General features: G+C 67.8%; 23 protein-coding genes. 20 read left to right on the top strand and 3 right to left on the bottom strand.

What is annotated here, in order from left to right:
• Nucleotides 1-90 precede the first annotated feature (90 nt).
• Together ABIE41_RS01730 and eutC are read left to right on the top strand one after the other, a co-directional pair.
• Nucleotides 91-1,479: an ethanolamine ammonia-lyase subunit EutB gene (locus tag ABIE41_RS01730; protein WP_192643117.1), complete on the top strand. Its 1,389-nt coding sequence runs from the start codon at nucleotides 91-93 to the stop codon at nucleotides 1,477-1,479.
• Nucleotides 1,476-2,267, top strand: coding sequence for an ethanolamine ammonia-lyase subunit EutC (gene eutC / locus ABIE41_RS01725; protein WP_192643116.1), 792 nt, complete (start codon nucleotides 1,476-1,478; stop codon nucleotides 2,265-2,267). Before ABIE41_RS01730 ends, eutC begins: the two co-directional genes overlap by 4 nt.
• Here the strand turns inward: eutC and ABIE41_RS01720 are convergent, their stop codons facing one another.
• On the bottom strand, nucleotides 2,268-2,843 hold the full coding sequence (locus ABIE41_RS01720; protein ID WP_192643115.1) for a DUF924 family protein: 576 nt from the start codon (nucleotides 2,841-2,843) through the stop codon (nucleotides 2,268-2,270).
• Nucleotides 2,844-2,956: 113 nt separating this feature from the next.
• Between ABIE41_RS01720 and ABIE41_RS01715 the strand changes: the two genes are divergently transcribed.
• The 13 genes from ABIE41_RS01715 (at nucleotide 2,957) to ABIE41_RS01655 (ending at nucleotide 18,796) form a co-directional block, all read left to right on the top strand.
• Complete coding sequence (locus ABIE41_RS01715) at nucleotides 2,957-3,973, top strand: AraC family transcriptional regulator (protein WP_192643114.1); 1,017 nt, start codon at nucleotides 2,957-2,959, stop codon at nucleotides 3,971-3,973.
• Between the two features lie 287 nt (nucleotides 3,974-4,260).
• Nucleotides 4,261-4,572, top strand: coding sequence for an STAS domain-containing protein (locus ABIE41_RS01710; protein ID WP_354191618.1), 312 nt, complete (start codon nucleotides 4,261-4,263; stop codon nucleotides 4,570-4,572).
• Between the two features lie 2 nt (nucleotides 4,573-4,574).
• Nucleotides 4,575-4,940: a response regulator gene (locus ABIE41_RS01705; RefSeq protein WP_192643112.1), complete on the top strand. Its 366-nt coding sequence runs from the start codon at nucleotides 4,575-4,577 to the stop codon at nucleotides 4,938-4,940.
• Entirely contained in the window at nucleotides 4,937-7,021 is a 2,085-nt protein-coding gene (locus ABIE41_RS01700; RefSeq protein ID WP_192643716.1) for a chemotaxis protein CheA, read from the top strand. Before ABIE41_RS01705 ends, ABIE41_RS01700 begins: the two co-directional genes overlap by 4 nt.
• On the top strand, nucleotides 7,021-7,503 hold the full coding sequence (locus tag ABIE41_RS01695) for a chemotaxis protein CheW (protein ID WP_354191616.1): 483 nt from the start codon (nucleotides 7,021-7,023) through the stop codon (nucleotides 7,501-7,503). Before ABIE41_RS01700 ends, ABIE41_RS01695 begins: the two co-directional genes overlap by 1 nt.
• A gap of 30 nt (nucleotides 7,504-7,533) precedes the next feature.
• Nucleotides 7,534-9,588 (top strand): HAMP domain-containing methyl-accepting chemotaxis protein, encoded by a 2,055-nt coding sequence (locus ABIE41_RS01690; protein WP_192643111.1) that lies wholly within the window; start codon nucleotides 7,534-7,536, stop codon nucleotides 9,586-9,588.
• Nucleotides 9,589-9,682: 94 nt separating this feature from the next.
• Complete coding sequence (locus ABIE41_RS01685) at nucleotides 9,683-11,875, top strand: HAMP domain-containing methyl-accepting chemotaxis protein (protein WP_192643110.1); 2,193 nt, start codon at nucleotides 9,683-9,685, stop codon at nucleotides 11,873-11,875.
• 177 nt (nucleotides 11,876-12,052) lie between these two features.
• Nucleotides 12,053-13,822 (top strand): methyl-accepting chemotaxis protein, encoded by a 1,770-nt coding sequence (locus ABIE41_RS01680; protein WP_192643109.1) that lies wholly within the window; start codon nucleotides 12,053-12,055, stop codon nucleotides 13,820-13,822.
• 63 nt (nucleotides 13,823-13,885) lie between these two features.
• Nucleotides 13,886-14,368, top strand: a complete 483-nt coding sequence (locus tag ABIE41_RS01675) for a chemotaxis protein CheW (RefSeq protein WP_192643108.1) — start codon at nucleotides 13,886-13,888, stop codon at nucleotides 14,366-14,368.
• 1 nt (nucleotide 14,369) lies between these two features.
• Nucleotides 14,370-15,257 (top strand): CheR family methyltransferase, encoded by an 888-nt coding sequence (locus ABIE41_RS01670; protein ID WP_354191612.1) that lies wholly within the window; start codon nucleotides 14,370-14,372, stop codon nucleotides 15,255-15,257.
• Entirely contained in the window at nucleotides 15,254-16,339 is a 1,086-nt protein-coding gene (locus tag ABIE41_RS01665; protein ID WP_192643106.1) for a protein-glutamate methylesterase/protein-glutamine glutaminase, read from the top strand. Before ABIE41_RS01670 ends, ABIE41_RS01665 begins: the two co-directional genes overlap by 4 nt.
• Before the next feature lie 9 nt (nucleotides 16,340-16,348).
• The gene (locus ABIE41_RS01660) at nucleotides 16,349-18,145 is read left to right on the top strand and encodes a hypothetical protein (RefSeq protein WP_192643105.1); all 1,797 of its coding nucleotides are present in this window, start codon (nucleotides 16,349-16,351) and stop codon (nucleotides 18,143-18,145) included.
• Nucleotides 18,146-18,346: 201 nt separating this feature from the next.
• The gene (locus ABIE41_RS01655) at nucleotides 18,347-18,796 is read left to right on the top strand and encodes a Ros/MucR family transcriptional regulator (RefSeq protein ID WP_192643104.1); all 450 of its coding nucleotides are present in this window, start codon (nucleotides 18,347-18,349) and stop codon (nucleotides 18,794-18,796) included.
• Between the two features lie 69 nt (nucleotides 18,797-18,865).
• Here ABIE41_RS01655 and ABIE41_RS01650 read toward each other — a convergent pair whose 3' ends face one another.
• Nucleotides 18,866-19,807: an acetamidase/formamidase family protein gene (locus ABIE41_RS01650; RefSeq protein WP_192643103.1), complete on the bottom strand. Its 942-nt coding sequence runs from the start codon at nucleotides 19,805-19,807 to the stop codon at nucleotides 18,866-18,868.
• Nucleotides 19,808-19,960: 153 nt separating this feature from the next.
• Between ABIE41_RS01650 and ABIE41_RS01645 the strand changes: the two genes are divergently transcribed.
• Nucleotides 19,961-20,539 (top strand): LOG family protein, encoded by a 579-nt coding sequence (locus ABIE41_RS01645; protein ID WP_192643102.1) that lies wholly within the window; start codon nucleotides 19,961-19,963, stop codon nucleotides 20,537-20,539.
• On the opposite strand, the gene ABIE41_RS01640 is transcribed toward ABIE41_RS01645, so the two are convergent.
• Complete coding sequence (locus ABIE41_RS01640) at nucleotides 20,517-21,440, bottom strand: LysR family transcriptional regulator (RefSeq protein ID WP_192643101.1); 924 nt, start codon at nucleotides 21,438-21,440, stop codon at nucleotides 20,517-20,519. The genes ABIE41_RS01645 and ABIE41_RS01640 overlap by 23 nt on opposite strands.
• A 127-nt stretch (nucleotides 21,441-21,567) precedes the next feature.
• Between ABIE41_RS01640 and ABIE41_RS01635 the strand changes: the two genes are divergently transcribed.
• The 4 genes from ABIE41_RS01635 (at nucleotide 21,568) to ABIE41_RS01620 (ending at nucleotide 25,853) form a co-directional block, all read left to right on the top strand.
• Nucleotides 21,568-22,620, top strand: a complete 1,053-nt coding sequence (locus tag ABIE41_RS01635; RefSeq protein ID WP_192643100.1) for an ABC transporter substrate-binding protein — start codon at nucleotides 21,568-21,570, stop codon at nucleotides 22,618-22,620.
• 109 nt (nucleotides 22,621-22,729) lie between these two features.
• Nucleotides 22,730-23,524: an SDR family NAD(P)-dependent oxidoreductase gene (locus ABIE41_RS01630; protein WP_192643099.1), complete on the top strand. Its 795-nt coding sequence runs from the start codon at nucleotides 22,730-22,732 to the stop codon at nucleotides 23,522-23,524.
• Nucleotides 23,525-23,532: 8 nt separating this feature from the next.
• Entirely contained in the window at nucleotides 23,533-24,987 is a 1,455-nt protein-coding gene (gene allB / locus ABIE41_RS01625) for an allantoinase AllB (RefSeq protein WP_192643098.1), read from the top strand.
• A complete protein-coding gene (locus tag ABIE41_RS01620) occupies nucleotides 24,984-25,853 on the top strand; it encodes an ABC transporter ATP-binding protein (protein WP_465247073.1) in 870 nt (289 codons plus the stop codon). Before allB ends, ABIE41_RS01620 begins: the two co-directional genes overlap by 4 nt.
• The last annotated feature ends 5 nt before the right edge of the window (nucleotides 25,854-25,858 follow it).

Here is a 25,858-nt window from a genome sequence, read left to right as displayed (position 1 = left end):
GAGCGGAAGCCCGGCCCGCTGCTTGCTTCGACACTCTCGAAGGGTTGTTATAGCGCCGCGGCCTCGCGCCGTCCGCCCGGGAGAGTGTCGATGGGATATCGCGTCGCGATCGGCACGCGCAGCTATCTCTTCAGCGATCTGAAGGAGCTGATGGCGAAGGCGACGCCGCCGCGCTCGGGCGACCGGCTGGCGGGGCTCGCGGCCGAGTCGATGGAAGAGATGATGGCGGCCAAGATGGCGCTCGCCGACCTGCCGCTGCGCACCTTCCTGCACGAGGCGCTGATTCCCTATGAGACCGACGAGGTCACGCGGCTGATCGTCGACGGCCACGATCCGGCGGCCTTCGCGCCGATCGCCTCGCTCACGGTCGGCGCCTTCCGCGACTGGCTCTGCTCGGAGGTGGCGACGACCGAGGTGCTGGCGAGGCTCGCGCCGGGCATCACGCCCGAGATGGCGGCTGCGGTCTCCAAGCTGATGCGCAACCAGGACCTGATCCTCGTCGCCCGCAAATGCCGCGTCGTCACGCGTTTCCGCAACACGCTCGGCCTGCCCGGGCGGATGGCGGTGCGCATCCAGCCCAACCACCCGACCGACGATGCCGCCGGCATCCTCGCCTCGACCATCGACGGGCTGAGCTATGGCTGCGGCGATGCGGTCATCGGCATCAACCCGGCCTCCGACAGCACGGCCCGGATCGGCGAACTCCTGCGCCTGCTCGACGGAGTCATTGCCCGCTTCGACATCCCCACTCAGGCCTGCATCCTGACCCATGTCACCTCCTCGATTGCGCTGATCGAGCAGGGCGCGCCGGTCGATCTCGTCTTCCAGTCGGTCGCGGGCACGCAAGCCGCCAACGCCTCCTTCGGCGTCACGCTGGCGCTGCTGCAGGAGGGGCTGGAGGCCGGCCGTTCGCAGAAGCGCGGCACGGTCGGCGACAACGTCATGTATTTCGAGACCGGGCAGGGCGCCGCGCTCTCGGCCAACGCCCATCACGGCGTCGACCAGCAGACGCTCGAGGCGCGCGCCTATGCCGTCTGCCGGGCCTACCAACCGTTGCTGGTCAACACCGTCGTCGGCTTCATCGGCCCGGAATATCTCTATGACGGCAAGCAGATCATCCGGGCCGGGCTGGAGGACCATTTCTGCGGCAAGCTGATGGGCGTGCCGATGGGCTGCGACATCTGCTACACCAACCATGCCGAGGCCGATCAGGACGACATGGACACGCTGCTCACCCTGCTGGGCACGGCCGGCGTCAACTTCATCATGGGCGTGCCCGGGGCCGACGACGTGATGCTGAACTACCAGTCGACCTCCTTCCACGACCAGCTCTACATCCGCGAGGTGCTGGGCCTGAAGCGCGCCCCGGAATTCGAGAACTGGCTGCTGCGCATGGACATCACCGATTCAGCCGGACGCCTCAGTGCCGGGCAGGGCGGGCCGGCCCTGCTCGCGGCGATGCAGGACCGCGCTGCATGAGCGGGCGGGACAAGCCGCCTGCCCCGGGCCGCTTCGCCGATCTCGCGCGGCTCACGCCGGCCAGGATCGCGCTCGGCCGCTCCGGCTCGTCAATGCCAACAAGCGAAGTGCTGCGCTTCGGACTCGCCCATGCCCAGGCGCGCGATGCGGTGCACGCGCCCTTCCGGCCCGACGAGGTCGCGGCGGAACTGGCGGGGCTCGGCATCGAGACGCTGGCCGTCGAGGGCGCGGCCCGCTCCCGCGCGGATTATCTGCGCCGGCCGGACTGGGGCCGCAGCCTGTCGCCGGAGAGCCGTGCCGCGCTGGAGAGCCGTCACGCGGCGTTCGATCTCGCCATCGTGGTCGCCGACGGGCTGTCCTCCACCGCAATCCACCAGAACGCCGCGCCGCTCGTCGAGGCGATGCTGCCGCACCTTAGGCGCCAGACGTTGACGCTGTCGCCTGTCGTCATCGCCTCGCAGGCGCGTGTCGCGCTCGGCGATGCGGTGGGCCAGGCGCTGGGCGCGCAGATGGTTCTCGTGCTGATTGGCGAGCGGCCCGGCCTGTCCTCGCCGGATTCGCTGGGCGCCTATCTCACCTTCGCGCCGCGGATCGGTCTGACCGACGAGGCGCGCAACTGCATCTCCAATATCCGGCCCGGTGGGATGGGCTTCGCCGAGGCGGCCTTCCGGCTGGCCTGGCTGATCGACCAAGGCTTCCGCCGTGCCCTGACAGGGGTCGATCTCAAGGATGAGAGCGACGCGGCGCTGGAGGCTGGGCCGGGCTCTGCGCTCATCGAAGGCGCCTGATCAGCCCGCAAAGCCGCCCTCGGTCAGGAAGGCGGCCTCCTCCAGCGTCGTCTCCCGCCCGAGCAGGGCATTGCGATGCGGGAAGCGCCCGAAGCGGCGGATCACCGCGCGGTGGCCTTCGGCATGCTCCGCCGCCTCGCCGCCGAGCGGTGTGCTGAGCGCGACCGAGAGGTCCTGATCCGCCAGATCCTCCGAATGGCAGAACGGCAGGTGCAGGAACAGCCGCAGCGCCGGCTCGGTCGCCTCGCCATGGCCGCGCGCCTGCGCCAACCGCGCGAAATGCCGGGCCAGCGGGTCGGTGGCATACATATGCGCCGTGCCGCGGAAGCTGTTGCGCGGGAACTGGTCGAGCAGGATCGCCAGCGCCAGGCTGCCCAGTGCAGTGTCCGCCCAGCCATCCAGTTCGCGCCGCGCCGCTGCATAATGCAGCGCCATGAAGCGCTCACGGAACAGGGTGTCGAAGGCTGCATCCTTCCTGAACCAGCACTCGGCCCCGGCGTCGCGCCAGAAATCGATGACGGACTGGGCCATGTCGCCGGTTTCGCGACGCGGCTCGGCCGTGATGTCCTGCTGCATGCGTGCTGTTCTCCTGTTTGGGGCCCCAGTCCGGCCGCTCCATCCGCGCGAGGACGCCGCGCCACGCGCCGGGAGGGCTTGCTAACCCAAGGCCCGCGACGTCATCTAGGCCGGTGACGCCGACGCTGCCGCCACGACACTCTCCCCTGCCGACGACCGAGGACGTTCCCGGTGCGCCCGCCCACGCCTTCGTCAGCCACGACATCGCGGAAACGCAGGCCTGGCTCAATGCCCTGCTGCGCCGTGACATGCGGCTGGAGCCGCTGGGGCCTGACGGCTTCGAGGCCCGGCTGACGGCCCATGCGATGGCCGGGGCCCATCTCATCCGGGCCGAGTATCCCGCCGGGATGCGGCTGAAACGCGGCGCGGCGCGGGACGATTTGAGCATCCGCATCGTCACCGCTGGAGGCAGCCTCTATTCCGCCGGGCGGCAGACTCTGGCCGCGGTGCCGGGGCGCGGGCTTGTCCTCAACACCGGACTCTGCGAATCCGGCGAGTACGGGCGCGGCAGCGCACACACGACCTTCACCCTGCCTTGGGAGGAGGTCGCCCGAATTCTCCAGGCCACCTTCGGACGGCCGGCGACCGACCGCCTCGACATCGCCGCGAGCATCGATCTCGCCTCGGCGGATGGTGCCACGATCTCGGGCTTGATGGCCGCGATGACCTCTGGCTTCGAAGGCGAGGCGCCACTCGCGGCGACGCCCCAGGCCGCGCGCCTGTTGCGCGACGCGCTGGTGCTGCTGCTGCTGTCGCGCTTTCCGAATCCCTATGCCGCCTGGTTCGAAACCGCGGCTGCTTCACCCGCGCCCTGGCAGATCCGGCGTGCCGTCGCCTTCATCGACGCCCATGAGGCCGGGCCGCTGACGGTCCAGGAGGTCGCCGAGGCGGTCGGCATCGGCCTGCGGTCGCTGCAGGACGGTTTCCGCAAGCACAAGCACGTCTCGCCGCACGACTACATCAAGCAGGCGCGGCTCGCGCGGGCCCGCAGAGAACTGCTCGACCCGGCCTCGACCCGCTCGATCGAGGCGATCGCCCGGCACTGGGGCTTCGTGAACCGCGGCCACTTCGCGCTCGATTACCGCAACGTCTTCGGCGAGCAGCCCTCCGAAACCCGCCGCCGTCGCTGACCCAGCCCGGCTCGGGCGGTTCGTTTCGGCACAGCACCCTCCCTGCGACACCGACCGATGGGCGATCTGCCCATACGTAATGCACTCCCAGCGAACATGGTGAATCAAGTCCTGACGGGCCGGGTCCGCGCGACTCCGCCAACGCGACTCCGACTCCAGACGCGCAGATTCGTATCCAACGCCTTAAAACAAAAGGCCGCATTTTTAAGTGAAATATAAGTTTGTTCGCCTAGTTTTTCTGTAAGCAGCGCAACAATCACAAGTAACGTGGGCTTGGGGCCGACAAGATGAGCAAGACAAATGCCAGTGACCTGAAAAGGTTCCGGGCCGAGGCCGATTGTACGCTTCGCCACGCCAAGGCGATGGCCGGCGCTCTCGCCCAGATGCTTGAGTCGCGCGCAGGCCTGGACGTCGACTGCTCGGGTGTCGAGCAGGCTGACATCACCTTTGTGCAGACGCTCATTGCGGCGCAGCGCAGCTGCGCGGCCAGCGGGGTTCCCTTCGCCCTCAGCGGGATGAGCGACGTCGTCGCCTCCGCCTTTCAGCGGGCCGGCGTGACGCCGCCCGGCTCGATGCCGTCCGAACTGTCCGGGATCTGACCATGGCCACCATCCTCACCGTCGACGATTCACCGAGCGTCCGGCAGATGATCAAGCTCGTGCTCGGCCCGGCCGGGCACACCGTCGTCGAGGCCGGCGACGGCTCTGAAGGGCTGGCCAAGGCCAAGGCCCAGGGCTTCGACCTCGTCATCACCGACCTCAACATGCCGGTGATGAACGGCATGCAGATGATCAAGGCGCTGCGCGCCCTGCCGGCCTTCATGGGCACGCCCATCGTCTTCCTGACCACCGAATCCGACGACGCCGTCAAGCAGGAGGCCAAGGCCGCCGGCGCGACGGGCTGGATCACCAAGCCGTTCAAGCCCGAGCAGCTGCTGGCCGTCGTCGCCAAACTCGTGAGGGCCTGATGGAACTCGATCCGACGGAAACATTCCGGCAGGAAGCGTCCGAGCTGCTCGACTCGCTCGAAAGCGTCCTGCTCGATCTCGGCCAGTCGCCGCAGAACCGCGATTTGATCGACGCCGCATTCCGGGCGCTGCACACGATCAAGGGCTCGGGTGCGATGTTCGGCTTCGACAAGGTCGCAGCCTTCACCCATGATTTCGAGACGGCCTTTGACCTGATCCGCAAGGGCAAGATCGACGCCAACCACGAGATCGTCACGGTCTCGCTCTCGGCGCGCGACTACATCCGCACGCTGATCGAGGATCCCGATTCCACCGACCCGATCATCGGCGAGGCGATCGTCGAGGAACTGCAGCGCCTGATCGGCGCTGGCCCGGCCGGGAAGAAGGCGGCCCCGGCGGCGGAAGCGCCCTCAGACGAGGCGCCGGCTGACGAGGCCGCCGCCGGCTGGCGGATCGCGATCGCCTTCGAGCCCGGCATCCTGCGTAACGGCACCAACCCGCTCGTCCTGCTCGACGATCTGCGCGCGCTCGGCCCCTGCACGGTCGAGGCCGACACGGCCGCGATTCCCGTCCTGGGCGAGCTCGACCCGCAGACCTGCCTGATCACCTGGACGGTGACGCTCGAGAGCGCCTGCTCGCAGGACGAGATCGAGGACGTCTTCATGTTCGTCCGCGACGAGATGAAGCTCGTCATCACCCCGCTCGCCGAAGCCGGGAAGGGCGGTTTCGGCCTGGACATGTCGATGCCGGGCGATGTCGCCCCCGCCGCCGCCGAGCCCGTGAAGGCCGAGCCCGTGAAGGCCGAGGCCGCGCCGGCTCCGGTTGCTCGTGCGGCTGCGCCGGCCCCCGCCGCGCCCGCTCCCGAGAAGGCCGAGCTCAACCGCCGCGCCGAGGACAAGGGCAACACGACGGTGCGCGTCCAGGCCGAGCGCCTCGACGAGCTGATGGACCGCGTCGGCGAGCTCGTCATCGCCCAGGCCCGCCTCAGCCAGATCGCCCATTCCGGCACCGACCTCGCCATCAAGGCGATCGCCGAGGAGATCGAGCGCTTGGCGTCTGGCCTGCGCGATTCGACGATGGGCGTGCGCATGGTGCCGATGGGCTCGCTCTTCGCCCGCTTCCGCCGCCTCGTCCACGACCTCTCGCGCGATCTCGGCAAGCCGGTCGACTTCGTCACGGTCGGCGAGGACACCGAGATGGACAAGACCATGATCGAGCGTCTCGCCGATCCGCTGGTCCATCTCATCCGCAACGCCATCGACCACGGCATCGAGAGTGCGCAGGACCGCGCCACGACCTCGAAATCGCCGACGGGCCGCATCGAGCTCGCCGCCCGCTATGTCGGCGCGCAGGTGCTGGTGACGGTGCAGGACGACGGCGCCGGGCTCAACACCGCCCGCATCCGCGCCAAGGCCGAGGAGAACGGGCTGATCGCGCCCGGCGCCAATCTCAGCGAGCACGAGATCCACCAGTTCCTGTTCCATCCGGGCTTCTCGACGGCCAAGACGATCTCGGCTTTGTCGGGCCGCGGCGTCGGCATGGACGTGGTCAAGCGCACCATCGAGGCGATGCGCGGCACCATCGACCTGACCACGATCCCCGGCCACGGCTCTTCGGTGACGCTGCGCCTGCCGCTGACGCTGGCCATCATCGACGGCCTGCTGATCCGCGTCGGCGAGGCGCGCTACATCATCCCGCTCTCGGCGGTCGAGGAGTGCATCGAGCTGACGGCGGCCGACGAGGCCCGCGCCAAGGGCCGCAGCTTCCTCAATGTCCGCGGCGACCTCGTGCCCTTCCTACGCCTGCGCGACCTCTTCGAATCCGACGGCCAGCCCGACCCGCACCAGAAGGTCATCGTCACCTCGATCGGCGACACCCGCGTCGGCCTCGTCGTCGACCAGATCATCGGCAGCCACCAGACGGTGATCAAGTCGCTGTCCAAGCTGCATGCGGACGTCACCATGTTCTCGGGCGCGACCATCCTCGGCGATGGCTCGGCGGCGCTGATCCTCGACGTCGCCCAGCTCGTCACGCTCGGCCAGTCCCGCGCCGAGAGCGACAGAACCCCGGAGGCCGCGTGATGACCCAGCTTCAGATGCAGGCCGCCGGCGCAGGCCAGCCGCCGCTGGTCGAGACCCGGCTCCAGGTCCTGATGGTCGGCCTCGGCAACGAGATCTTCGCGGTCGAGACCGACATGGTCCGCGAGATCATCGACCCCGTGCCGGTGACGCGCGTCGCAGGCGCCCGCAGCTTCCTGCCGGCCCTGATCAATGTGCGCGGCAACGTCATCCCGCTGGCGGATCTGCGCATCCGCTTCGGCATGCAGAAGACCGACCAGACCGCCGATACGCGCATCGTCGTGATCGAGGTCGAGATCGACGGCGACCCCGTCACCCTCGGGCTGCTCGCCGACAAGGTCTACGAAGTCACCGAGGTCTCGACGCGGCACATGCAGCAGACGCCGCGCCTCGGAACGCATTGGCGACCCGAGTTCATCCGCTTCATCACCAAATGGAACGAAGAATTCGTCATCGTCCCGGACATGTCCCGGATTCTGGGTTGAGTATTTGCTTTCGATTGGGGGCTAGTAAAGATGCGGTTTACGATCAAGGCCAAGCTCGCAACAGCGTTTGGCATCATCATCACCTTATCGATGGTTGCCGGTGGGCTCTCCTATCAGGAGCTGACCAAGATGGATGCGTCGCAGCAGACCATCATCGGTCAGGGACAGCGGATTTCGAAGATCGGCGACATTCAGACCGAGCTTCAGGCCCAGATCCGCGCCGAGAAAAACGCAATCCTGGCCTCTGAGGCGAAAGACATCGAAGCCGCCGCGGCAGAGATGATGACTCGCCGGGCCAATGCGGCGCGCATCACCTCTGAACTCTACGCCATCGCCGTCGAGCAGGGCAAACGGCTCCTCGACCAGGCCATGGCCAAAGGCAAGGTCCTGAATGATGTGCAGGACGAGACCGTCCGTAACGCCAAGCTGAACTCGGCCAACCGCGCCTATGATGTTTGGGCTGCCGAGGGCGTCCCGGCCCTGTCCGCTCAGAACGCCGCCTATGACGTCGTTCTGGCCGAGCTCGCCAAGCACCCCGAGTCGATGCAGCATGCCGTTGCTGGCCGCACGGTCATGACTGCGCGCTACGAGACCGCGCGCTATCTGCGCATGCTGATCGAGACCTTCACGGCCACGACCATGGCCGACCTCGACACCAAGCGACAGGCGCTGACGAACCAGGGCGAGGCTCTCAAGCGCTCCAAGGGCGCCACGGTCGCGGCCCTGAAGGACCTCGGCATCGCGACGCAGGACATCGACAGCCGTGGCGAGCAGGTGCTTGTCGTCGGCGCGCGCGCTTCGGACATCGCGCGTGAAGGCGGTGTCATCAAGGCGATCGAGATGACCCGGAACGAAGGCCGCAAGGCGCTGCTCGAGACGCTGGCCGCCTACGAGGCTTATGCCGATTTCGCCGAGAAGCGCATGTCGGACATCGCTGCTGAGGCTACCTCTGCGGCCGCCTTCGCAAAGATGCTGCTGCTCTCCATCGTCGCTGCGTCCCTGCTCATCGCCATCGCCGCCGCCGTCTGGATTGCGCTCAACATCAGCCGTGGTGTCGCCGGTGCGGTCGCCATCGCCAATGCCGTCGCGGCAGGGGATCTCACCCAGACCGCCAAGGTTCAGTCCAATGACGAGGTCGGCGATCTCGTCACGGCGCTGAACGGCACGGTCGAGAAGCTGCGCGAGGTCGTCGGCCAGGTGACCTCCGCCGCCGAGAACATGTCGGCCGGTTCGCAGGAGCTCTCGGCCAGCGCCGAGCAGCTCTCGCAAGGCTCGACCGAGCAGGCCTCGTCGACCGAGGAGGCCTCCTCCTCGATGGAGGAGATGGCCGCCAACGTGAAGCAGAATGCCGAGAACGCCCAGACCACCGAGAAGATGGCCGCCCAGTCGGCCAAGGACGCCGAGGCGTCAGGCGAGGCGGTCGGCAAGGCGGTCGAGGCGATGCAGACCATCGCGCAGAAGATCAACATCGTGCAGGAGATCGCGCGCCAGACCGATCTGCTGGCCCTCAACGCGGCCGTCGAGGCGGCCCGTGCCGGCGAGCACGGCAAGGGCTTCGCGGTGGTGGCGTCCGAAGTGCGCAAGCTCGCCGAGCGCAGCCAGGCGGCGGCCGCCGAGATCGGAACGCTCTCTGTCGACACGGTGAAGGTCGCGCAGGATGCCGGCTCGATGCTGGCGAAGCTGGTGCCCGACATCAAGAAGACCGCCGAACTGGTCGAGGAGATCACCGCCGCCTGTCGCGAGCAGGACGTCGGCTCCACCCAGATCAACCAGGCGATCCAGCAGCTCGACAAGGTCACCCAGCAGAACGCCGCGGCCTCCGAAGAGGTCTCCGCGACCTCCGAGGAGCTCGCCGCGCAGGCCGAGCAGCTGCAGTCGACCATCGCCTTCTTCAAGACGGACGATTCGGGCGCAGCCACCGACCGGGCGGTCGGCCAGCTCAAGGCCAAGGCCCGGCAGATGAAGGCCGTCTCCCAGCCCCGCAAGGCGCCGGCGCGTGCCCCCAAGAGTGCGAAGGGCGGCTTCGACTTCGCCCTCGACGATGGCGGCGACGAGCACGACGCCGCCTTCAGCCGCGCCTCCTGACCATGACACGGAGCCTCCGCCCCGGCGGAGGCTCCACCGCCTCTCGGGCCTGCCGTATCGGAATGCCCCCAAACAAACTGTGTGAGTTTTCGCCATGCGCCTGACCATCAAAGCCAAGCTGGCCGCCACATTCGGCGTCGTCATCGCCCTCTCCATGGCGGCGGGAGGGTTGGCCTATGTGAAGCTGTCGAACATGACGGAGACCCAGCAGGAGCTGGTCACCTGGACGCAGCGCCTCAACGCACTCGGCGATATCTCCGAATACGTCAGCAATTCGGTCCGCGCCGAGAAGAATGCCGTGATGTCCTCCGACGACAAGGACATTGCCGGCTTCATCGCGACGGCAGTCGAGCTTCGCCAGAGCGCCATGAAGCGCAAGGATGAGCTCGCGCAGATCGCCGATGAGGACGGCAAGCGCCGGATCGGCGACATCGTCGCCAAGGCCAACCGCTTCGCGAGCGCGCAGGATGAGACCCTGGGCTTCGCCAAGCTGAACTCGAACAACCGCGCCACCCAGGCCTGGCTCTCCGAGACGATCCCGCTCATCCAGGCGGTCACCGCCACGACCAATCCGGTGATCGCGCAGGTCTCGCGTCCTGATGCCTCCGCCGAGATGCTGCGCGCCGCGATGGGCTTCCAGGAGGCGCGCCTCGAATGGATCCGCATGACCCGGACCGCGGCTCTGTCCTTCAACATGGCGAGCGTCGCCGAGATCGAGAAGCTCAACGTCGACATCCAGCAGCAGGCCACGCAGGTGCGTGCGCGCCTGGCCAAATCGGCCGCCGACCTCGCCGCCTTCGACATTCCCACCACGGCGATGGTCGCCGCCTTCGACAAGGGCATCGTCTCCGTGCTGAAGACGGTCGCGATCGCCGCCGAGGCCGGCACCATCAAGGCGACCAATGCGTCGCTGACCACGGGCCGCGACGCTGCCGGCGAACTGACCAAGACGCTCGAGGAATACGCGCATTTCGTCGAGAAGGCGGCCGGTCAGGCCGCCGCGACCGCCGCCGAGGCGGCGGCCTTTGCCAAGCAGCTCCTGCTCGGGATTCTCGGCCTGTCGCTGCTGATCGCCATCGTCGCCGCCACCTGGATTGCGCTCAGCATCAGCCGTGGTCTGGCCAGCGCGGTCGGCCTCGCCAATGCCGTTGCCATCGGTGACCTCAGCCAGACGATCAGCGTCAACAGCAATGACGAGGTCGGCGATCTCGTCACCGCGCTCAACACGATGACGGCCAATCTCAACGCGACCTCCGCGGTGGCGGATGCGATCGCCTCCGGCGACCTGACGATCGAGGCCAGGCCGCTCTCGGACAAGGACACGCTCGGCATCGCGCTCGAGAACATGGTCACCAAGCTGCGCGAGGTCGTCGGCCAGGTCAGCTCGGCTGCCGAAAACATGTCGGCCGGTTCGCAGGAGCTCTCCGCCAGCGCCGAGCAGCTCTCGCAGGGCTCGACCGAGCAGGCCTCGTCCACAGAAGAGGCTTCCTCCTCGATGGAGGAGATGGCCGCCAACGTGAAGCAGAACGCCGAGAATGCGGCGACCACCGAGAGGATGGCGGCCCAGTCCTCGCTGGATGCGGAAGCCTCGGGCGTCGCCGTCGGCAAGGCGGTCGATGCGATGCAGACCATCGCGCAGAAGATCAACATCGTGCAGGAGATCGCTCGTCAGACCGATCTGCTCGCCCTCAACGCGGCCGTCGAGGCGGCCCGTGCCGGCGAGCACGGCAAGGGCTTCGCGGTGGTGGCCTCCGAAGTGCGCAAGCTCGCCGAGCGCAGCCAGGCGGCGGCCGCCGAGATCGGAACGCTCTCTGTCGACACGGTGAAGGTCGCGCAGGATGCCGGCTCGATGCTGGCGAAGCTGGTGCCCGACATCAAGAAGACCGCCGAACTGGTCGAGGAGATCACCGCCGCCTGTCGCGAGCAGGACGTCGGCTCCACCCAGATCAACCAGGCGATCCAGCAGCTCGACAAGGTCACCCAGCAGAACGCCGCGGCCTCCGAGGAGGTCTCCGCGACCTCCGAGGAACTCGCCTCCCAGGCCGAGCAGCTCCAGAACACCATCGCCTTCTTCAAGCTCGACGAGCGGATGGCGGCGGTCGAGATCGCGCAGCCGGTCGCGAAGGCGGTCAAGCAGCTGCGCGGCAAGGCGGCGACGATGGCCGCCGCCATCCAGCCGAAGAAGGCGCCTCCGGCGCGGCCGGCCCGCAAGGCTGCCGCGGGCGGGTTCTCCTTCGATCTCGCTGCAGGCGAGGACCAGGACGACGCCGCCTTCCACCGTAACTGACGAGACCGCCACGCGGCCGGGGAGACCCGTTGAAACGGTTTCGGACGCTGTTGCTTCAAACGAGAGCAGAAGCCCTCGCGGCGCCCGAAACACCAAAGAACACAGTCCGGCATGTGTCACGAAATCTGACGCAGGCCATCAAAACATCACTCTTAGCCAGGCGCTGGGGAGAATATCATGTCGTTCTTCGTGAGGCTGAAGAAAACATCCAGGACGAGCATTGCTCTGACCGAAATCGCACGTCTCAAGCAGACGTTGGCCAGCGGCAATCTTTCCGCGCGCGCAGATTTGGGTCTGGCGACGGGAGGGGCCCTGGAGATCCTTTCCTCAGTCAATGAAATGCTCGAGGCGGCGACGCGTCCGGCCATCTCGCTCGACGACTCAATCAGCCAGATGTCGTCGGAGCACGACAAGGGCGATATCGACGTGGTCATTCCCGCCGACCGCTTCCACGGCGACTTTGCCCGCATGGCCCAGGGCATCAACGAGATGGTCGCCGGCCACATCGCCGTGAAGAAGAAGGCCATGGCCTGCGTCAAATCCCTGGGCGAAGGCGATTTCAACGCACCGCTCGATCAGTTCCCCGGCAAGAAGGCGTTCATCAACGATACGATCGAGACGCTCAGGGGCAATCTCAAAAATCTCATCGCGGAAATGAACACCATGTCGGCCGAGCACGACAGGGGCGACATCGACGTGATGGTTCCCGCCGACCGCTTCCACGGCGATTTTGCGATCATGGCGCAGGGCATCAACGACATGGTGGCCGGCCACATTGCCGTGAAGAAAAAGGCCATGGCCTGCGTCAAGGCGTTCGGCGAAGGCGATTTCAACGCGCCGATCGACCAGTTCCCCGGCAAGAAGGCCTTTATCAACGACACGATCGAGGCGGTGAGAGCCAACCTCAAATCCACGGCGACGGTCGCCAACGCCATCGCCGACGGCGACCTGACGGTCGAGGCCAAGCCGCTCTCGGACAAGGACACGCTCGGCATCGCGCTCGAGAACATGATGATCAAGCTGCGCGAGGTTGTTGGCCAGGTGAACGCTGCCGCCGAGAACATGTCGGCCGGTTCGCAGGAGCTCTCCGCCAGCGCCGAGCAGCTCTCGCAGGGCTCCACCGAGCAGGCGGCTTCGACCGAGGAGGCCTCCTCCTCGATGGAGGAGATGGCGGCGAACGTGAAGCAGAACGCCGAGAACGCGGCGACCACCGAGAAGATGGCGGCCCAGTCCTCGCTGGATGCGGAAGCCTCGGGCGTCGCCGTCGGCAAGGCGGTCGATGCGATGCAGACCATCGCGCAGAAGATCAACATCGTGCAGGAAATCGCGCGGCAGACCGACCTGCTCGCCCTCAACGCGGCGGTGGAAGCGGCCCGTGCCGGCGAGCACGGCAAGGGCTTCGCGGTGGTGGCCTCCGAGGTGCGCAAGCTCGCCGAGCGCAGCCAGGCGGCGGCCGCCGAGATCGGCACGCTGTCGGCCGACACGGTGAAGGTTGCGCAGGAGGCGGGCTCGATGCTCGCCAAGCTGGTGCCCGACATCAAGAAGACCGCCGAGCTGGTCGAGGAGATTACCGCCGCCTGCCGCGAGCAGGATGTCGGCTCCAGCCAGATCAACCAGGCGATCCAGCAGCTCGACAAGGTGACCCAGCAGAACGCCGCGGCCTCCGAGGAGGTCTCCGCGACGTCCGAGGAACTCGCCTCCCAGGCCGAGCAGCTCCAGGCCACCATCGCCTTCTTCAAGCTCGACGACGGTTCCGCGCCGGTTCACGCCCGCGGCATGGCCAAGGCGGTCACGCAGCTTCGCGGCAAGGCCGCGACCATGGCGGCCGCCATCCGTCCGGCGAATGCTCCCGCCGCTCGCCCGGCGCGCAAGGTCGCCAGCGGCGGCTTCGCCTTCGACATGAATGGCGGCGACGATCAGGACGACGCCGCCTTCCACCGCAACTGATCCGAGCCGGCCCCTGGAGGCAGGGGCCGGCCGCTTTCACACGTCGCTCACAACGAGGTCGCCATGGCTGATACCGCCCAATATCTGACGCTCGGCATCGATCAGGAACTGTTCGGCATCGACATCCGCAACGTCCGCGAGATCCTCGACATGCGGCCGATCTCGAAGCTGCCGCACGCGCCCAACTTCCTGCTCGGCATGATCGATGTGCGCGGCGCCGGCTATCCGATCGTCGATCTGCGCACCAAGCTCGGGCTGCCCCGTGCCGAGCCCACCGACGCGACCCGCATCATCATCCTGGACGTGCCGGTCAAGGGCCGCACGCTCGGCGTCGGCTTCGTCGCCGACCGCGTCTTCGAGGTCACGGGCCTCGATGATGACCATACCGAGGCGGCGCCCGACGTCGGCGGCCGCTGGCAGTCGAACTACATCGCCGGGATCGGCCGCAAGGGCGAATCCTTCATCGTGGTCTTCGATCTCGAGCGGCTGATGGAGGCGGATGATCTGCCCCAGCTGGCGGCCATGGCACCGGAAAGGGCCGCGTGACGTGAGCAAGCAGCAGGCGCCAGATGCCTACGATCACCTCTCTGACAAGCATTTCAACGCGATCGCGAAGTTCATCGAGTCGCGCGTCGGCATCAAGCTGCCCCAGACCAAGCGCACCATGGTCGAGGGACGCCTGCGCAAGCGCGTGCGGGCGCTGCAGCTGCCGGGGCTGACCGCCTATGGTTCGCATCTCTTCGACAAGGGCGGGCTGGAGGCGGAAACCGTCCACCTGATCGACTGCGTCACCACAAACAAGACCGACTTCTTCCGCGAGCCGAGCCATTTCGAGTTCCTGCGCGACGTCGCGGTGCCGCAGCTCACCGCCCGTCAGGGCGGTCGCCCGCCGCAGCTGAAGGTCTGGAGCGCCGCCTCGTCGACGGGCGCCGAGGCCTATACGGCCGCGATGGTGCTGCAGGACCTCGTGGCCGCCGGCAAGGTCGCGCGCTTCTCGATCCTGGGCACCGACATCTCGACCGAGGTGCTGCGGGAGGCCCGCACCGCGATCTATCCACGCGCCTTCGTGGCCCCCGTGCCGGCCGCGATGCAGCAGCGCTATCTGATGCGTTCGCGCGATACCCGCGAAGACGTCGTGCGCGTCACGCCTGAGCTGCGCCGCACGGTCAATTTCGAGCGTCTCAACCTGATGGACGACTCCTACCCGTTCGACCGCGACGTCGACGTGATCCTGTGCCGCAACGTGCTGATCTACTTCGACAAGCCGACGCAGCAGGCGGTCCTCAGCCGCCTCGCCTCGCATCTTCGCCCTGGTGGCTACCTGATGCTGGGCCACTCCGAATCCATGGCCGGCAGCGGCGTCGGCCCGCTTCGGCAGGTCGTCCCGACCGTCTATCAGGCGGCGCCAAGCGCCGGAGCAAGGACTGCCGCATGAACCGCAAACCGATCCGCGTCCTGATCGTCGACGACTCCGCCTCGGTGCGGCAGGTGCTGACGACGATCCTCACCGAGGATCCCGGCATGGAGGTGATGGGCACGGCGGCCGATGCGTTCGCCGCCGCCCGGCGGCTGCAGAGCGAACTGCCCGACGTCATGATCCTCGACATCGAGATGCCGGGGATGGACGGGCTGACCTTCCTGCGCAAGATCATGGCGCAGCGGCCGATCCCCGTCATCATCTGCTCGACCCTGACCGAAGCCGGCTCCCGTGCGCTCTTCGATGCGCTCGAGGCCGGTGCCGTCGATGTGCTGCCCAAGCCGCGGATCGACACCCGCGCGGCGCTGATGGAAACCGCCGACCGGCTGCGCCATGCCGTGCGCGCCGCAGCCCAGGCCAAGCTGCGTCCGCGCGAGCCGCGCATGCAGGTCGAGAAGAAGCTCACCGCCGACGCGATCCTGCCGCCGCCGGTCCTCGGCCGGGTCCGGCACTCGACCGACAAGATCGTCTGCATCGGCATCTCCACCGGCGGCACCGAGACGCTGCGCGAGGTGCTGGAGCAGTTGCCGGCCAACTGCCCGGGCATCGCGGTCGTCCAGCACATGCCCGAGAAGTTCACGCTCGCCTTCGCGCGCCGGCTGAACGGCCTCTGCGCGATGGAGATCAAGGAGGCGGAGGATGGCGATGAGGTCTCGACCGGTCGCGTCCTGATCGCGCCGGGCAACCGCCACATGCTGCTGCAGCGCGTCGGCCAGCAATACCGTGTCGCGATCAAGGATGGGCCTCATGTCTCGCGCCACCGCCCCTCGGTCGACGTGCTCTTCCGCTCGGCGGCGCAATATGCCGGCGCCAACGCGCTCGGCATCATCATGACCGGCATGGGCGACGATGGCGCCCGCGGCCTGCTGGAGATGCGCAAGGCCGGCGCCCGCACCCTGGCGCAGGATGCCGAGAGCTGCGTCGTCTTCGGCATGCCGAAGGAGGCGATCGACCTCGGTGCGGCGGAACGGATCGTCAAGCTCTCTCGTGTACCTCAGGAGATCATGGCTTGGCCGCAATCCACGTCGGGATCGGGTTGAGGACGAGTGATGCGCGTTGCGTCTGAGATGGGTGGCGTCGGGGGGACGACGGTGATGCTGGCTCAGGAACCCGGCCTGTCGCGGCTGATCGAGGCGCTGGAGGGTACCGCTCGCGAGATCGACGTCACCTTTGCCCGCGCCGGCAGCCAGCTCGGCGAGGGGCTGGGCCTCTTCGAGGGGCTGAAGGAACGGCTGACCACGCTCTCCACGGACCTCTCGGGGCCCGAGATCGCCCGCGCCGGGACGACGCTCTCTGGTCTCGCCGGCGAGCTGCGCGCCATCAATGACGGCCTGCTCCAGGAGACCGGCGTGCTGCAGGAGCTCGCCGCGCACAGCAAGGACGCCTCGCAGGCGCTGGAGCGTCTGCTCGAGCATATGCGCCTGATCACCATCCTGGCCCGCAGCGCCCGCATCGAGGCCGTCTCGGTCCAAGCGGCGGGACGGGATTTCGGCGACTTCACCAGCGAGATCGTTGCCCTCACCACCCAGGCCCAGCGCACCATCCAGAACTGCGCCCGCGACCATGACCATCTCAGCGCCCTGCTGGGCTCAGCGCTCGAGGCACAGCGCGATTTCGAGGGCCGCTACGGCCAGGCGCTCTCGGCGCTCGCGGCCAAGCTGGAGCAGACGCTGGTCGAGGTCGCCGGCCGTCAACAGCGCAGCGGCGCGCTGACCAGCGATGCGGCGACGCATTCCGGCAAGATCGCCATGGCCGCCGGCGGCGCGATCATCGCCCTGCAGTCGGGCGACAGCATCCGCCAGCAGCTCGAGCACGCCATCAAGGCGCTGCGCCTGCTCGCGACCGTCGCCACGGGGACAGGCGAGGGCGCTGCTCTCGACATCGACGCCCGCGCGGCCGTCGATGTCGTGCTGCGCCGCCTCGAGGCCGCCCAGCTCGACGAGAGCGCGCGCATGCTCGCCCAGGATGCCGATGCGATCGAGGCCGCGCTCGCCCTGCTGGCCGGGGACACCGCCGGCCTGCTCGATCTCGTGCGCTCGCTCTACCAGGGTGATGGCGGACGCAGCGGCTCCTTCCTCGCCGATCTGGAGGCAGACCTCGCCGAGGCCTCCGACCTGCTCGCCAAATGCGACCGCGCCCGCGCCGGTGTCGACCGCGTCACGAGCGCCATGTCGACGGTGCTGGAAACCTGCCAGGAAACCGTGGCGGCGCTGGCGGGCACCGTCTCGAGCATCGTGCTGATCGGCATGAATGCCGGCCTGCGCGCAGCCCGCATCGGCACCGGTGGACGCAGCCTCGTCGTCATCGCGCAGGAGCTGAAATTCGCAGCCGATCAGGTCGCGGCCGATGCGGCCCAGCTGACGCCGACCTTCGCCCAGATGCAGGAGACCTCCGGCGGGCTGAAATCGGGCGGGCGGCTCGACGCGGCGCATTTCACTGCGCTCAACGAGGCGATGGGGGAATCTCTGGCTGCCCTGCGCCAGACCGGTGACCGCCTTGCCGCGACGCTCGACCAGCTCACCCGCGAGGGCGGCGGCTTCGCCTCGGTGGTGGCGCAGGCGCGGCTGTCCTTCTCCAATGCGGGGGCGATGAGCGATCTCATCGCCTCGGGCGCGGCCGAGCTCGACCGCTCCGCCGCCGAGGCGGAGATGCCGGACGACCCGGAGGCCGCCGTCGCGGCGGCCGGCCTGATCGAGCGCCATGTCTGGCCGAACTACACCATGGTCGGCGAACGGACGATCCACCAGACGGTCGTCGCCGCTCTTCTGCCTTCCCAGGCCGGTGCCGCCGCTCCCGTCGTCGTCAATGCACCCGTGCAGGACGACGCCGACGACTTCCTGTTCTGACGTCGCCGTCTTTCGGCCGCGAAAGCGCCGCATCCTGCACGCGAAGCGTGTGTGGGGCGCCTTTTCTCGCGATGAAGAAGCACAACGTCAACCTTTTGCGCCAGAATTCGCCCTTGCGCGGATAGACAGGCCCGTGTCTTCGTCCTAAGGCCGAATCCGCGCTACAGCAAATTTCAACTTCTCCCGTGATCGGAACGCCAAATGGCAGACAACAACGAAGAGCTGCTCGACCTGACGACATCCATTGTGTCGGCGTATGTCGCCCGCAATAACGTCCCGCGCTCCGACCTCGCCGATCTCATCGCGAGTGTCCATGCGTCACTTGCCAAGCTGGGCGGTGAGCCAGAGGCGCCTCCGGCCGCTCCCCTCGTTCCTGCCGTACCGATCCGGAAGTCGGTGACGCCCGAGGCGATCATCTGCCTGGAGGACGGAAAGTCCTTCAAGTCGCTGAAGCGCCATCTCAGCAGCAAGTATGACCTGACGCCCGAGCAGTACCGCGCCAAATGGGGCCTGCCGGCGGATTACCCGATGGTCGCCCCCGCCTATGCCGAGGCGCGCTCCGCCCTGGCGAAGTCGATGGGCCTCGGCCGCAAGGCCGCGACGCCGGCCGCCGCTCCCAAGGCCAAGCGCGCCCCCCGCGCCAAGGCCTGAGACGGCAATTGCTCTGCATGGCGCGCCGCCCGTTCGCCGGGCGGCGTCGCAAGCGGGGTCTCGTCGCGGTCAGCGGCCGCCGAGCAGGCTCTTCCTGAGCATGCAGTGCACGCCCTTGTGCTGGTTCACCGTCTGGGTGACGCGCAGATCCGCTGCCATCGAGCAGAGCGCATAGGCCTGCTCGCGGGTAATGCCCGTGCGCTCCACGATCAGCACGATCATATCCCGCAGCGCTTTTTCCGCGCAGCGGTCGAGATCGGGGTCCATGCCGCAGGTGATGACATGGGTCGGCGTCTCGGCCCGTGGATAGGTGAAGCTCAGATCCTTGCGGACCGTCAGGCGGAAGGTACCTGACAGAGCCGTCTCGATTGCGGTGACGTTGACCTCGCCGTCGCCCTGCACGCCATGGCCGTCACCGACTGAAAACAGCGCGCCAGGCACGAAGACCGGCAGATAAAGCGTCGTGCCGGCGACCAGCTCCTTGTTGTCGAGATTGCCGCCGAAGGCGCGCGGGATGATCGAGGTGCAGCGCCCCCACTCCAGCGGCGGCGCGACGCCCATCACGCCGAAGAACGGCGACAGCGGCAGCTCCAGCCCCCAGGGCAGGGTGCCGACCATGCGCGTCTTGTCGAGCGGGATGTTCATCATGTGGAAATGCGGGAAGTCGTCCGGCAGCGTTCCGGCGAGCGGGCGGTTGAGGTTGTAGCCCCAGTCCTGCCGCAGCGAGACCTGCTCGATGTCGATCTGCAGCACGTCGCCCGGCCAGGCACCTTCCACAGCAACCGCCCCGGTCAGGATATGCGGGCCGAAGGGCAGGCCCTTCTGCGCCGCGTGGATCGCGTGCAGCTCGGGCGGGACGTGGAAGCCCGCCGGCGGCAGGGTCTCGACCGTTCCGCTGACAGACTCGATCGTGACGCTCTCGCCGCTGGCGATGGTCAGCGCCGGCGGCACGCGCGCGTCGAAATAGCCCCAGTGGCAGGTCTTGGGCGAAGCCTTGAGATGATGGGTCATGATCGCTCCCGCGCGGCGTGGCACCAGGATGGGCTGCCGCCGGAGAGACTGTCGAGTGCAAATAACGCGCCCCTCGGCTGCGTGCGCTTGCCTTCCTGACCCGGTTGCCGTCATGGGCCAGTCCTGTCCGCCCGATGCGAGGAGATCCTGCCGATGTCCAGAGACCTGAAAGCCATCGCCCTGTTCTGCGGCTCGAATGCCGGGCTGGGCGAGGCCTATCGCGAGGGCGCCGCACGGCTCGGCGCCGAGATCGGCCGGCGCGGGCTGACGCTGGTCTATGGCGGCACGCATAAGGGGCTGATGGGTGTCGTCGCCGACGCCGTGCTGGCGCAGGGCGGGGCGGTCCACGGCGTCATCACCCGCCGCCTCGCCGATCTCGGCCATCTCCACGAAGGGCTGACCCGGCACGAGATCGTCGATGGCATGCGTGCGCGCAAGGAGCGGATGGCTGAACTCGCCGACGGCTTCATCGCCATGCCCGGCGGCATCGGCACGCTCGAGGAGTTCATGGAGGCCTGGACGCTGAATCAGCTCGGTGACTTCGACAAGCCGGCCGGGCTGTTCGACATCGCCGGCTACTACCAGCCCTTCATGGGCTTCATCGATCACATGATCGCCCAGGGCTTCCTGCCGCCCGCCCACCGGCAGGGCATCGTCGTCGAGCCCGATCCGGCCCGCCTGATCGACGGGCTCGTCGCCTTCGAACGCGTCACCGTCCCGAAATGGCTCTAGACCGGCCGGTCTCGAGGCGCGCGGCGAGCTGCTCGGCGAATTTCGCCGCCGCCACTGGCAGAGGCCTTCCATGGAGCTGGCCCATCGCGAAGCGCGCCGGCTGGATGTCGCGCTCGTCGATTGGCCGCGAGATCAGCCCGTCGCGATGCTTCAGGCTGGCGGGTGCGCCGATCTCGATCTGAAAGGTGATGGCGTCCTCCAGCCGGACATAGTTGCGCAGGAACTCGAACGAGTTCGACTCGATCACCGGGACGAGCTTGAACGAGCTCTTGGCGACCGCCTGGTCGAGCAGCTGACGCCCGCCATAGCTGCGGTCGGGAAGCGCCAGTGGATAGCCGCTGCACTCTCGCAGGCGGATGCTGCCCTCCTTCGCGAGCGGGTGGTCCTGCCGCATGATGGCGACGAGGCGCTGCTCGGCGGATGCGATGATCTGGAAGCCGATGCTGGTGTCGAGCCGGAAGATCAAAGCGAGATCGACCTCGTAACTCGCCAGCGCCCGCAAGGCCTCGCCATGGCTGGCGACGCGCACATCGAATTCGACCAGCGGAAACGCACTGCGATAGGCGGCGATCTCGACGGGCAGGAAGTCATGCGCCAGCGCGTGGCTGCAGGCGATCGCGACCGTGCCGCGCCGGAAACCCGACAAATCCTCGATCTGCGAGCGCACCCGGCCCATATCGGCGAGCTGGCTGCGGATGTGCCGGATCAGCAATTCGCCGGCCGCGTTCAGCCGCACCCCGCGCGGCAGCCGCTCGAAGATCTTGGTGCCCAGTTCGTCCTCGACGTCCTGCACGCGCCGGTTCAGCGCCGAGGCGGTGATGTTCAGCCGTTCCGCCGCCTTGCGGATCGAGCCGACGCGCGCGACCTCGTCGATATAGTTCAGCAGGCGCAGATGCCTCATGGCGCGGATGTCCAAGCGATGCGTTTTGCGAACAGATCATGCAAGAAGTCAGCACAAGACGGCATCGGTCAAGCCGTCCTAGGCTTCTCCCATGGCAGCGGCGCTGGGCCGCGATGGGAGAGTTCGCATGACGCACGCGATCAGCCGACGCCGCTTCGCCCTCGCTACTGGCGCCGCCGCACTGGCCTCCGCCCTGCCGCGGCCGGCGCTGGCGCAGGCGCCCACCCGCCTGAAGATGATCCTGAACTGGCGCTACCAGGGCCCGCAGGGCTGGTTCTTCCTGGCCGATGACCGCGGCTACTTCCGCGAGGAAGGGCTCGAGATCGTCATGGACCAGGGCAACGGCTCGGGTGCGGCGGTCGGTGCGGTCGCCTCGGGCTCCTACGACATCGGCTTCGGCGACATCAACGCGCTGATCCAGCTCGTCGCGCGCAGCCAGCCGGGCGCCGCCACACCGCTGGCGATCTCGGCCCTCTACAACCGCCCGCCCTTCACCATCGCGGTGAAGGCCGACGGGCCGATCAAGACGCCGAAGGATCTTGAAGGCCGCACCATCGGCGGCCCGGCCAACGACGGTGCGCTCAAGCTCTTCCCGGCCTTCGCCAAGCTCGCCGGCATCGACGCGTCCAAGGTCGCCATCACCAACATGCAGCCCAATCTGCGCGAGCAGATGCTGCAGCGCGGGCAGGTCGACGGCGTCTTCGGCTTCGTCAACACCATCGCCTTCTCGGCCAAGCTCGTCGGCATCGACCCGAACAATGACTTCCGCTTCATCAACTTCGGCGATTACGGGATGGACCTGTACTCCAACGCCATGATCGCCTCGCGCAAGCTCGCGACCGAGAACCCCAAGGCATTGCAGGGGCTGCTGCGCGCGATCGATCGCGGCCTCAAGGACACGCTCAAGGACAACGACGCCGCCATCGAGGCGGTGGCGAAGCGCGAGCCGCTGATCAACAAGGCCGTCGAGAAGGAGCGCCTGGTCGCCACGCTCGCCTCCGAAATGAGCCATCCCGAGGTCGCCAAGCTCGGCATCGGCGACATCGACGACGCCCGCTTCAAGAAGTCGATCGCGATCGTCGTCGAGGCCGATGGCCTGCCGCGCCTGCCGGCTCCCGATGAGATCTTCAGCCGCGCCTTCCTGCCGCCCCTGGCCGACCGCGTCACCAAGCTGGGGTGAAGCCCTTCTTCCTCTCCCTCCAGCCCTCATCCTTCGAGACGTCCCTGCGGGCCTCCTCAGGATGAGGGCTCAGGGTGGCCTACGCGACGACAAGAACACGAGATTGACGATGGATCTGAACCTCACCGGCCGCGTCGCGGTCATCACCGGCCCGGCCAAGGGCATGGGCGCCGCCGTCACCCGGGCCTTCGCCGCTGAGGGCTGCAAGCTCGCCCTGATCGGCCGCGACATCGCAGCGATCGAGCCGGTCGCGGCGGAGATCCGCGCGAACGGCGCCCAGGCCATCGTCATCGCCTGCGACATCACGAAGGGCAGCGACTGCGAGGCCGCCATCGCACAGACGCTGTCGGCCTTCGGCGGGCGCATCGACATCCTCGTCAACGTCGCCGGTGGCTCGGGGCCGATCGGCAAGACCGGCTGGGAGACCACAGAGGAGGAGTTCGACGAGATCGTCGATCTCAACATGCGCGGCTGCTTCAACACGATGCGCGCCTGCCTGCCGGCGATGATCGCGCAGCAGGGCGGCAAGATCGTCAATGTCGGCGGCACCTTCGGTATGCGCGGCCGGGCCGGGCGCATGGCCTATTCGGCCTCGAAATGGGGCCTGCGCGGCATCACCAAGAGCTTCGCGCTCGAGGCCGGTCCCTACGGCATCAACGTCAACTGCGTTGCGCCCGGCATGGTCAACGGGCCGCGCTTCCGCGGCAAGGTCGTGCCGGAAATGGCCAAGCGCCTTGGCATCTCGGAGGAGGCCGCCTTCGAGAAGCACGCGGCCGACTACGCGCTAAAGCGCGTCTCGACCGATGAGGACGTGGCCAATGCCTGCCTCTTTCTCGCCTCCGACGTCTCCCGCCAGATCACCGGCGTCGACCTGCCGGTCGATGGCGGCTGGGCCATGCTGTGAGGGCGCCCATGACCGACACGCCCTTCATCGCCGATCTCGTCCTCACCGGCGGCACCGTCGTGACCGGTCAGACCCGCTATCGTGCCGATGTCGCGATCAAGGACGGGCTGATCGCGCTGGTCGGCGCGCCGGCTGCGATGCCGGCGGCGCGCGAGACCGTCGACGTCTCCGGCCAGTTCCTGTTGCCCGGCGCCATCGACGTGCACGTTCATTTCCGCGAGCCCGGCTACACCCACAAGGAGGACTGGCGCACGGGCAGCGCGGCGGCCGCGATGGGCGGCACCACCACCGTCTTCGAGATGCCCAACACCAACCCGCCGACGCGCTCGGTCAAGGAGCTGCGCCAGAAGCAGGAGGCCGCCGCCAAGGCCCATGTCGATTACGGCATCTATGGCCTGCTTGCCGAGGACAACATCGACGAGCTTCAGGGCCTGATCGACGGCGGCGTCAACGCCTTCAAATGCTTCATGGGCAACACCTTCGGCAACCTGCCTTCGCCCTCCACGGGGGCGATGCTCGAGGGCTTCGAGATCATCGCGCCTTCGGGCCTGCGCATCTCGCTCCATGCCGAGACCGCCTCGATCATGGCCTGGCGCCAGAAGCGCCTGATGGAAGCCGGCCGCAACGACCCGCTCGCCCATATCGCGGCGCGCCCGGCCATCGTCGCCGCGGAAGCCGTCAGCCGCGCGGCGGAACTGGCGGAATGGACCGGCGCGCGCATCCACATCCTGCACATCTCTTCGGCCGCCGAACTGCGCCCGCTCGCCGAGGCCAAGGCGCGCGGCGTCGAGATCACCGGCGAGACCTGCCCCTGCTATCTCCTGCTCGACTCGCGCGACTATGCGCGGCTCGGCTCGATCATCCGCGTCAACCCGCCGGTGCGGGAGGCCTCGGACTCGGAGGCGATCTGGGCGGCGCTGCAATCGGGCGTCGTCGACATGATCGCGACCGACCACGCGCCCCATACCGTCGAGGAGAAGACCAAGGACGTGATCTGGCAGGCCGATTGCGGCTTCCCCGGCGTCGAGACACAGATGCCGCTGATGCTGAACGAGGTCTCGAAAGGGCGCATGACCTTGGAGCATTACGTCACCATCTCCGCTGAGAAGCCGGCCAAGGCCTTCGGGCTCTGGCCCGCCAAGGGGCGCATCGAGGCTGGCGCGGAAGCCGACATCGCCGTCGTCGACATGAACCGGACCGAGACGATCCGCGCCGAGGCCCTGCACTCGCGCGGCAAGATCACGCCTTTCGAGGGCGTTTCCGTCACCGGCATTCCCGTCCACACGCTGGTGCGCGGCCGCTTCGTCCAGCGAGACCGCCAACTCGTGGCCGAGACGAGCGGCTGGGGCCGGCAGGTCACCGCCATCCAGGCCATGCCGAAACCCACCATCCGCAACGCCGACCAGACGCTGGCCGCCTGTTTGCAAGGGCCGGTCGGCAGCGCCAAGGGAGCGGGTTCGTGAACGCCATCCTCACTGATATTCGGGCGGGCGAGACAGCCCCGGCCACGACCTTCATCGAGTTCGAGCAGGCCTCGATCACCTATGGCCGCGGCGCCAAGGCTGTGCAGGCGCTGGCGCCGACCTCGCTGAAGATCGCCGAGGGGGAGTTCGTCGCCCTCGTCGGCCCCTCCGGCTGCGGCAAGTCGACGATCCTGAAGATGGTCGGCGAATTGCTGAAGCCCTCGACGGGCCATGTCTTCGTCGCCGGCCGTGAGATCGGCGCAACGCCGATCCGCATCGGCATGGCCTATCAGAACCCGACCCTGCTGCCCTGGCTCAACATCCGCGACAACGTCATGCTGCCGCTCAAGATCGTGCCGCCCTTCCGGCAGGGCTACCGGTCCAAGCGCAAGGGCGAGTATCGCGACCGCGTCGAGGCGCTGCTGGCGCAGGTCGGCCTCGGCGGTTTCGGCGACAAATATCCCTGGCAGCTCTCCGGCGGCATGATGCAGCGCGCCAATCTCTGCCGCGCCCTGATCCACGATCCCGATCTCCTGCTGCTCGACGAGCCCTTCGGCGCGCTCGACCAGTTCACCCGCGAGGAGCTCTGGGCGATCATGCAGGACCTCTGGCTTTCCAAGAAGCTGACCGTGCTTTTGGTCACGCACGACCTCAAGGAAGCCGCCTATCTCGCCGACCGCATCTGCGTGATGAGCGCCAGGCCCGGCCGCATCCTCGACGATTCACCCGTCGCGCTGGCGCGGCCGCGCACCATCGACATGACCTTTGAGCCGGATTTCGTGGCGCTGAACCAGCGTCTGCGGGCGATGATCGTCGGCGCGCGCGGCGGCACCGGCATCGTCAACCACGCGCCCGGCGCGGCGTGAGGGAG

The sequence above is a fragment of the Bosea sp. OAE506 genome (assembly GCF_040546595.1).
Taxonomy (GTDB): Bacteria; Pseudomonadota; Alphaproteobacteria; order Rhizobiales; family Beijerinckiaceae; genus Allobosea.
This window is presented reverse-complemented; position numbering and strand designations above follow the sequence as displayed.

What these genes read in the sequence shown, in the direction of transcription:
- ABIE41_RS01705 (WP_192643112.1), top strand. Translation starts at nt 4,575, where the DNA reads ATGGCCACCATCCTCACCGTCGACGATTCACCGAGCGTCCGGCAGATG.
- ABIE41_RS01655 (WP_192643104.1), top strand. Translation starts at nt 18,347, where the DNA reads ATGGCAGACAACAACGAAGAGCTGCTCGACCTGACGACATCCATTGTG.
- ABIE41_RS01630 (WP_192643099.1), top strand. Translation starts at nt 22,730, where the DNA reads ATGGATCTGAACCTCACCGGCCGCGTCGCGGTCATCACCGGCCCGGCC.
- ABIE41_RS01635 (WP_192643100.1), top strand. Translation starts at nt 21,568, where the DNA reads ATGACGCACGCGATCAGCCGACGCCGCTTCGCCCTCGCTACTGGCGCC.
- eutC (WP_192643116.1), top strand. Translation starts at nt 1,476, where the DNA reads ATGAGCGGGCGGGACAAGCCGCCTGCCCCGGGCCGCTTCGCCGATCTC.
- ABIE41_RS01730 (WP_192643117.1), top strand. Translation starts at nt 91, where the DNA reads ATGGGATATCGCGTCGCGATCGGCACGCGCAGCTATCTCTTCAGCGAT.
- ABIE41_RS01695 (WP_354191616.1), top strand. Translation starts at nt 7,021, where the DNA reads ATGACCCAGCTTCAGATGCAGGCCGCCGGCGCAGGCCAGCCGCCGCTG.
- ABIE41_RS01660 (WP_192643105.1), top strand. Translation starts at nt 16,349, where the DNA reads ATGCGCGTTGCGTCTGAGATGGGTGGCGTCGGGGGGACGACGGTGATG.
- ABIE41_RS01685 (WP_192643110.1), top strand. Translation starts at nt 9,683, where the DNA reads ATGCGCCTGACCATCAAAGCCAAGCTGGCCGCCACATTCGGCGTCGTC.
- ABIE41_RS01650 (WP_192643103.1), bottom strand. Translation starts at nt 19,807, where the DNA reads ATGACCCATCATCTCAAGGCTTCGCCCAAGACCTGCCACTGGGGCTAT.
- allB (WP_192643098.1), top strand. Translation starts at nt 23,533, where the DNA reads ATGACCGACACGCCCTTCATCGCCGATCTCGTCCTCACCGGCGGCACC.
- ABIE41_RS01680 (WP_192643109.1), top strand. Translation starts at nt 12,053, where the DNA reads ATGTCGTTCTTCGTGAGGCTGAAGAAAACATCCAGGACGAGCATTGCT.
- ABIE41_RS01675 (WP_192643108.1), top strand. Translation starts at nt 13,886, where the DNA reads ATGGCTGATACCGCCCAATATCTGACGCTCGGCATCGATCAGGAACTG.
- ABIE41_RS01665 (WP_192643106.1), top strand. Translation starts at nt 15,254, where the DNA reads ATGAACCGCAAACCGATCCGCGTCCTGATCGTCGACGACTCCGCCTCG.
- ABIE41_RS01645 (WP_192643102.1), top strand. Translation starts at nt 19,961, where the DNA reads ATGTCCAGAGACCTGAAAGCCATCGCCCTGTTCTGCGGCTCGAATGCC.
- ABIE41_RS01640 (WP_192643101.1), bottom strand. Translation starts at nt 21,440, where the DNA reads ATGAGGCATCTGCGCCTGCTGAACTATATCGACGAGGTCGCGCGCGTC.
- ABIE41_RS01690 (WP_192643111.1), top strand. Translation starts at nt 7,534, where the DNA reads ATGCGGTTTACGATCAAGGCCAAGCTCGCAACAGCGTTTGGCATCATC.
- ABIE41_RS01720 (WP_192643115.1), bottom strand. Translation starts at nt 2,843, where the DNA reads ATGCAGCAGGACATCACGGCCGAGCCGCGTCGCGAAACCGGCGACATG.
- ABIE41_RS01710 (WP_354191618.1), top strand. Translation starts at nt 4,261, where the DNA reads ATGAGCAAGACAAATGCCAGTGACCTGAAAAGGTTCCGGGCCGAGGCC.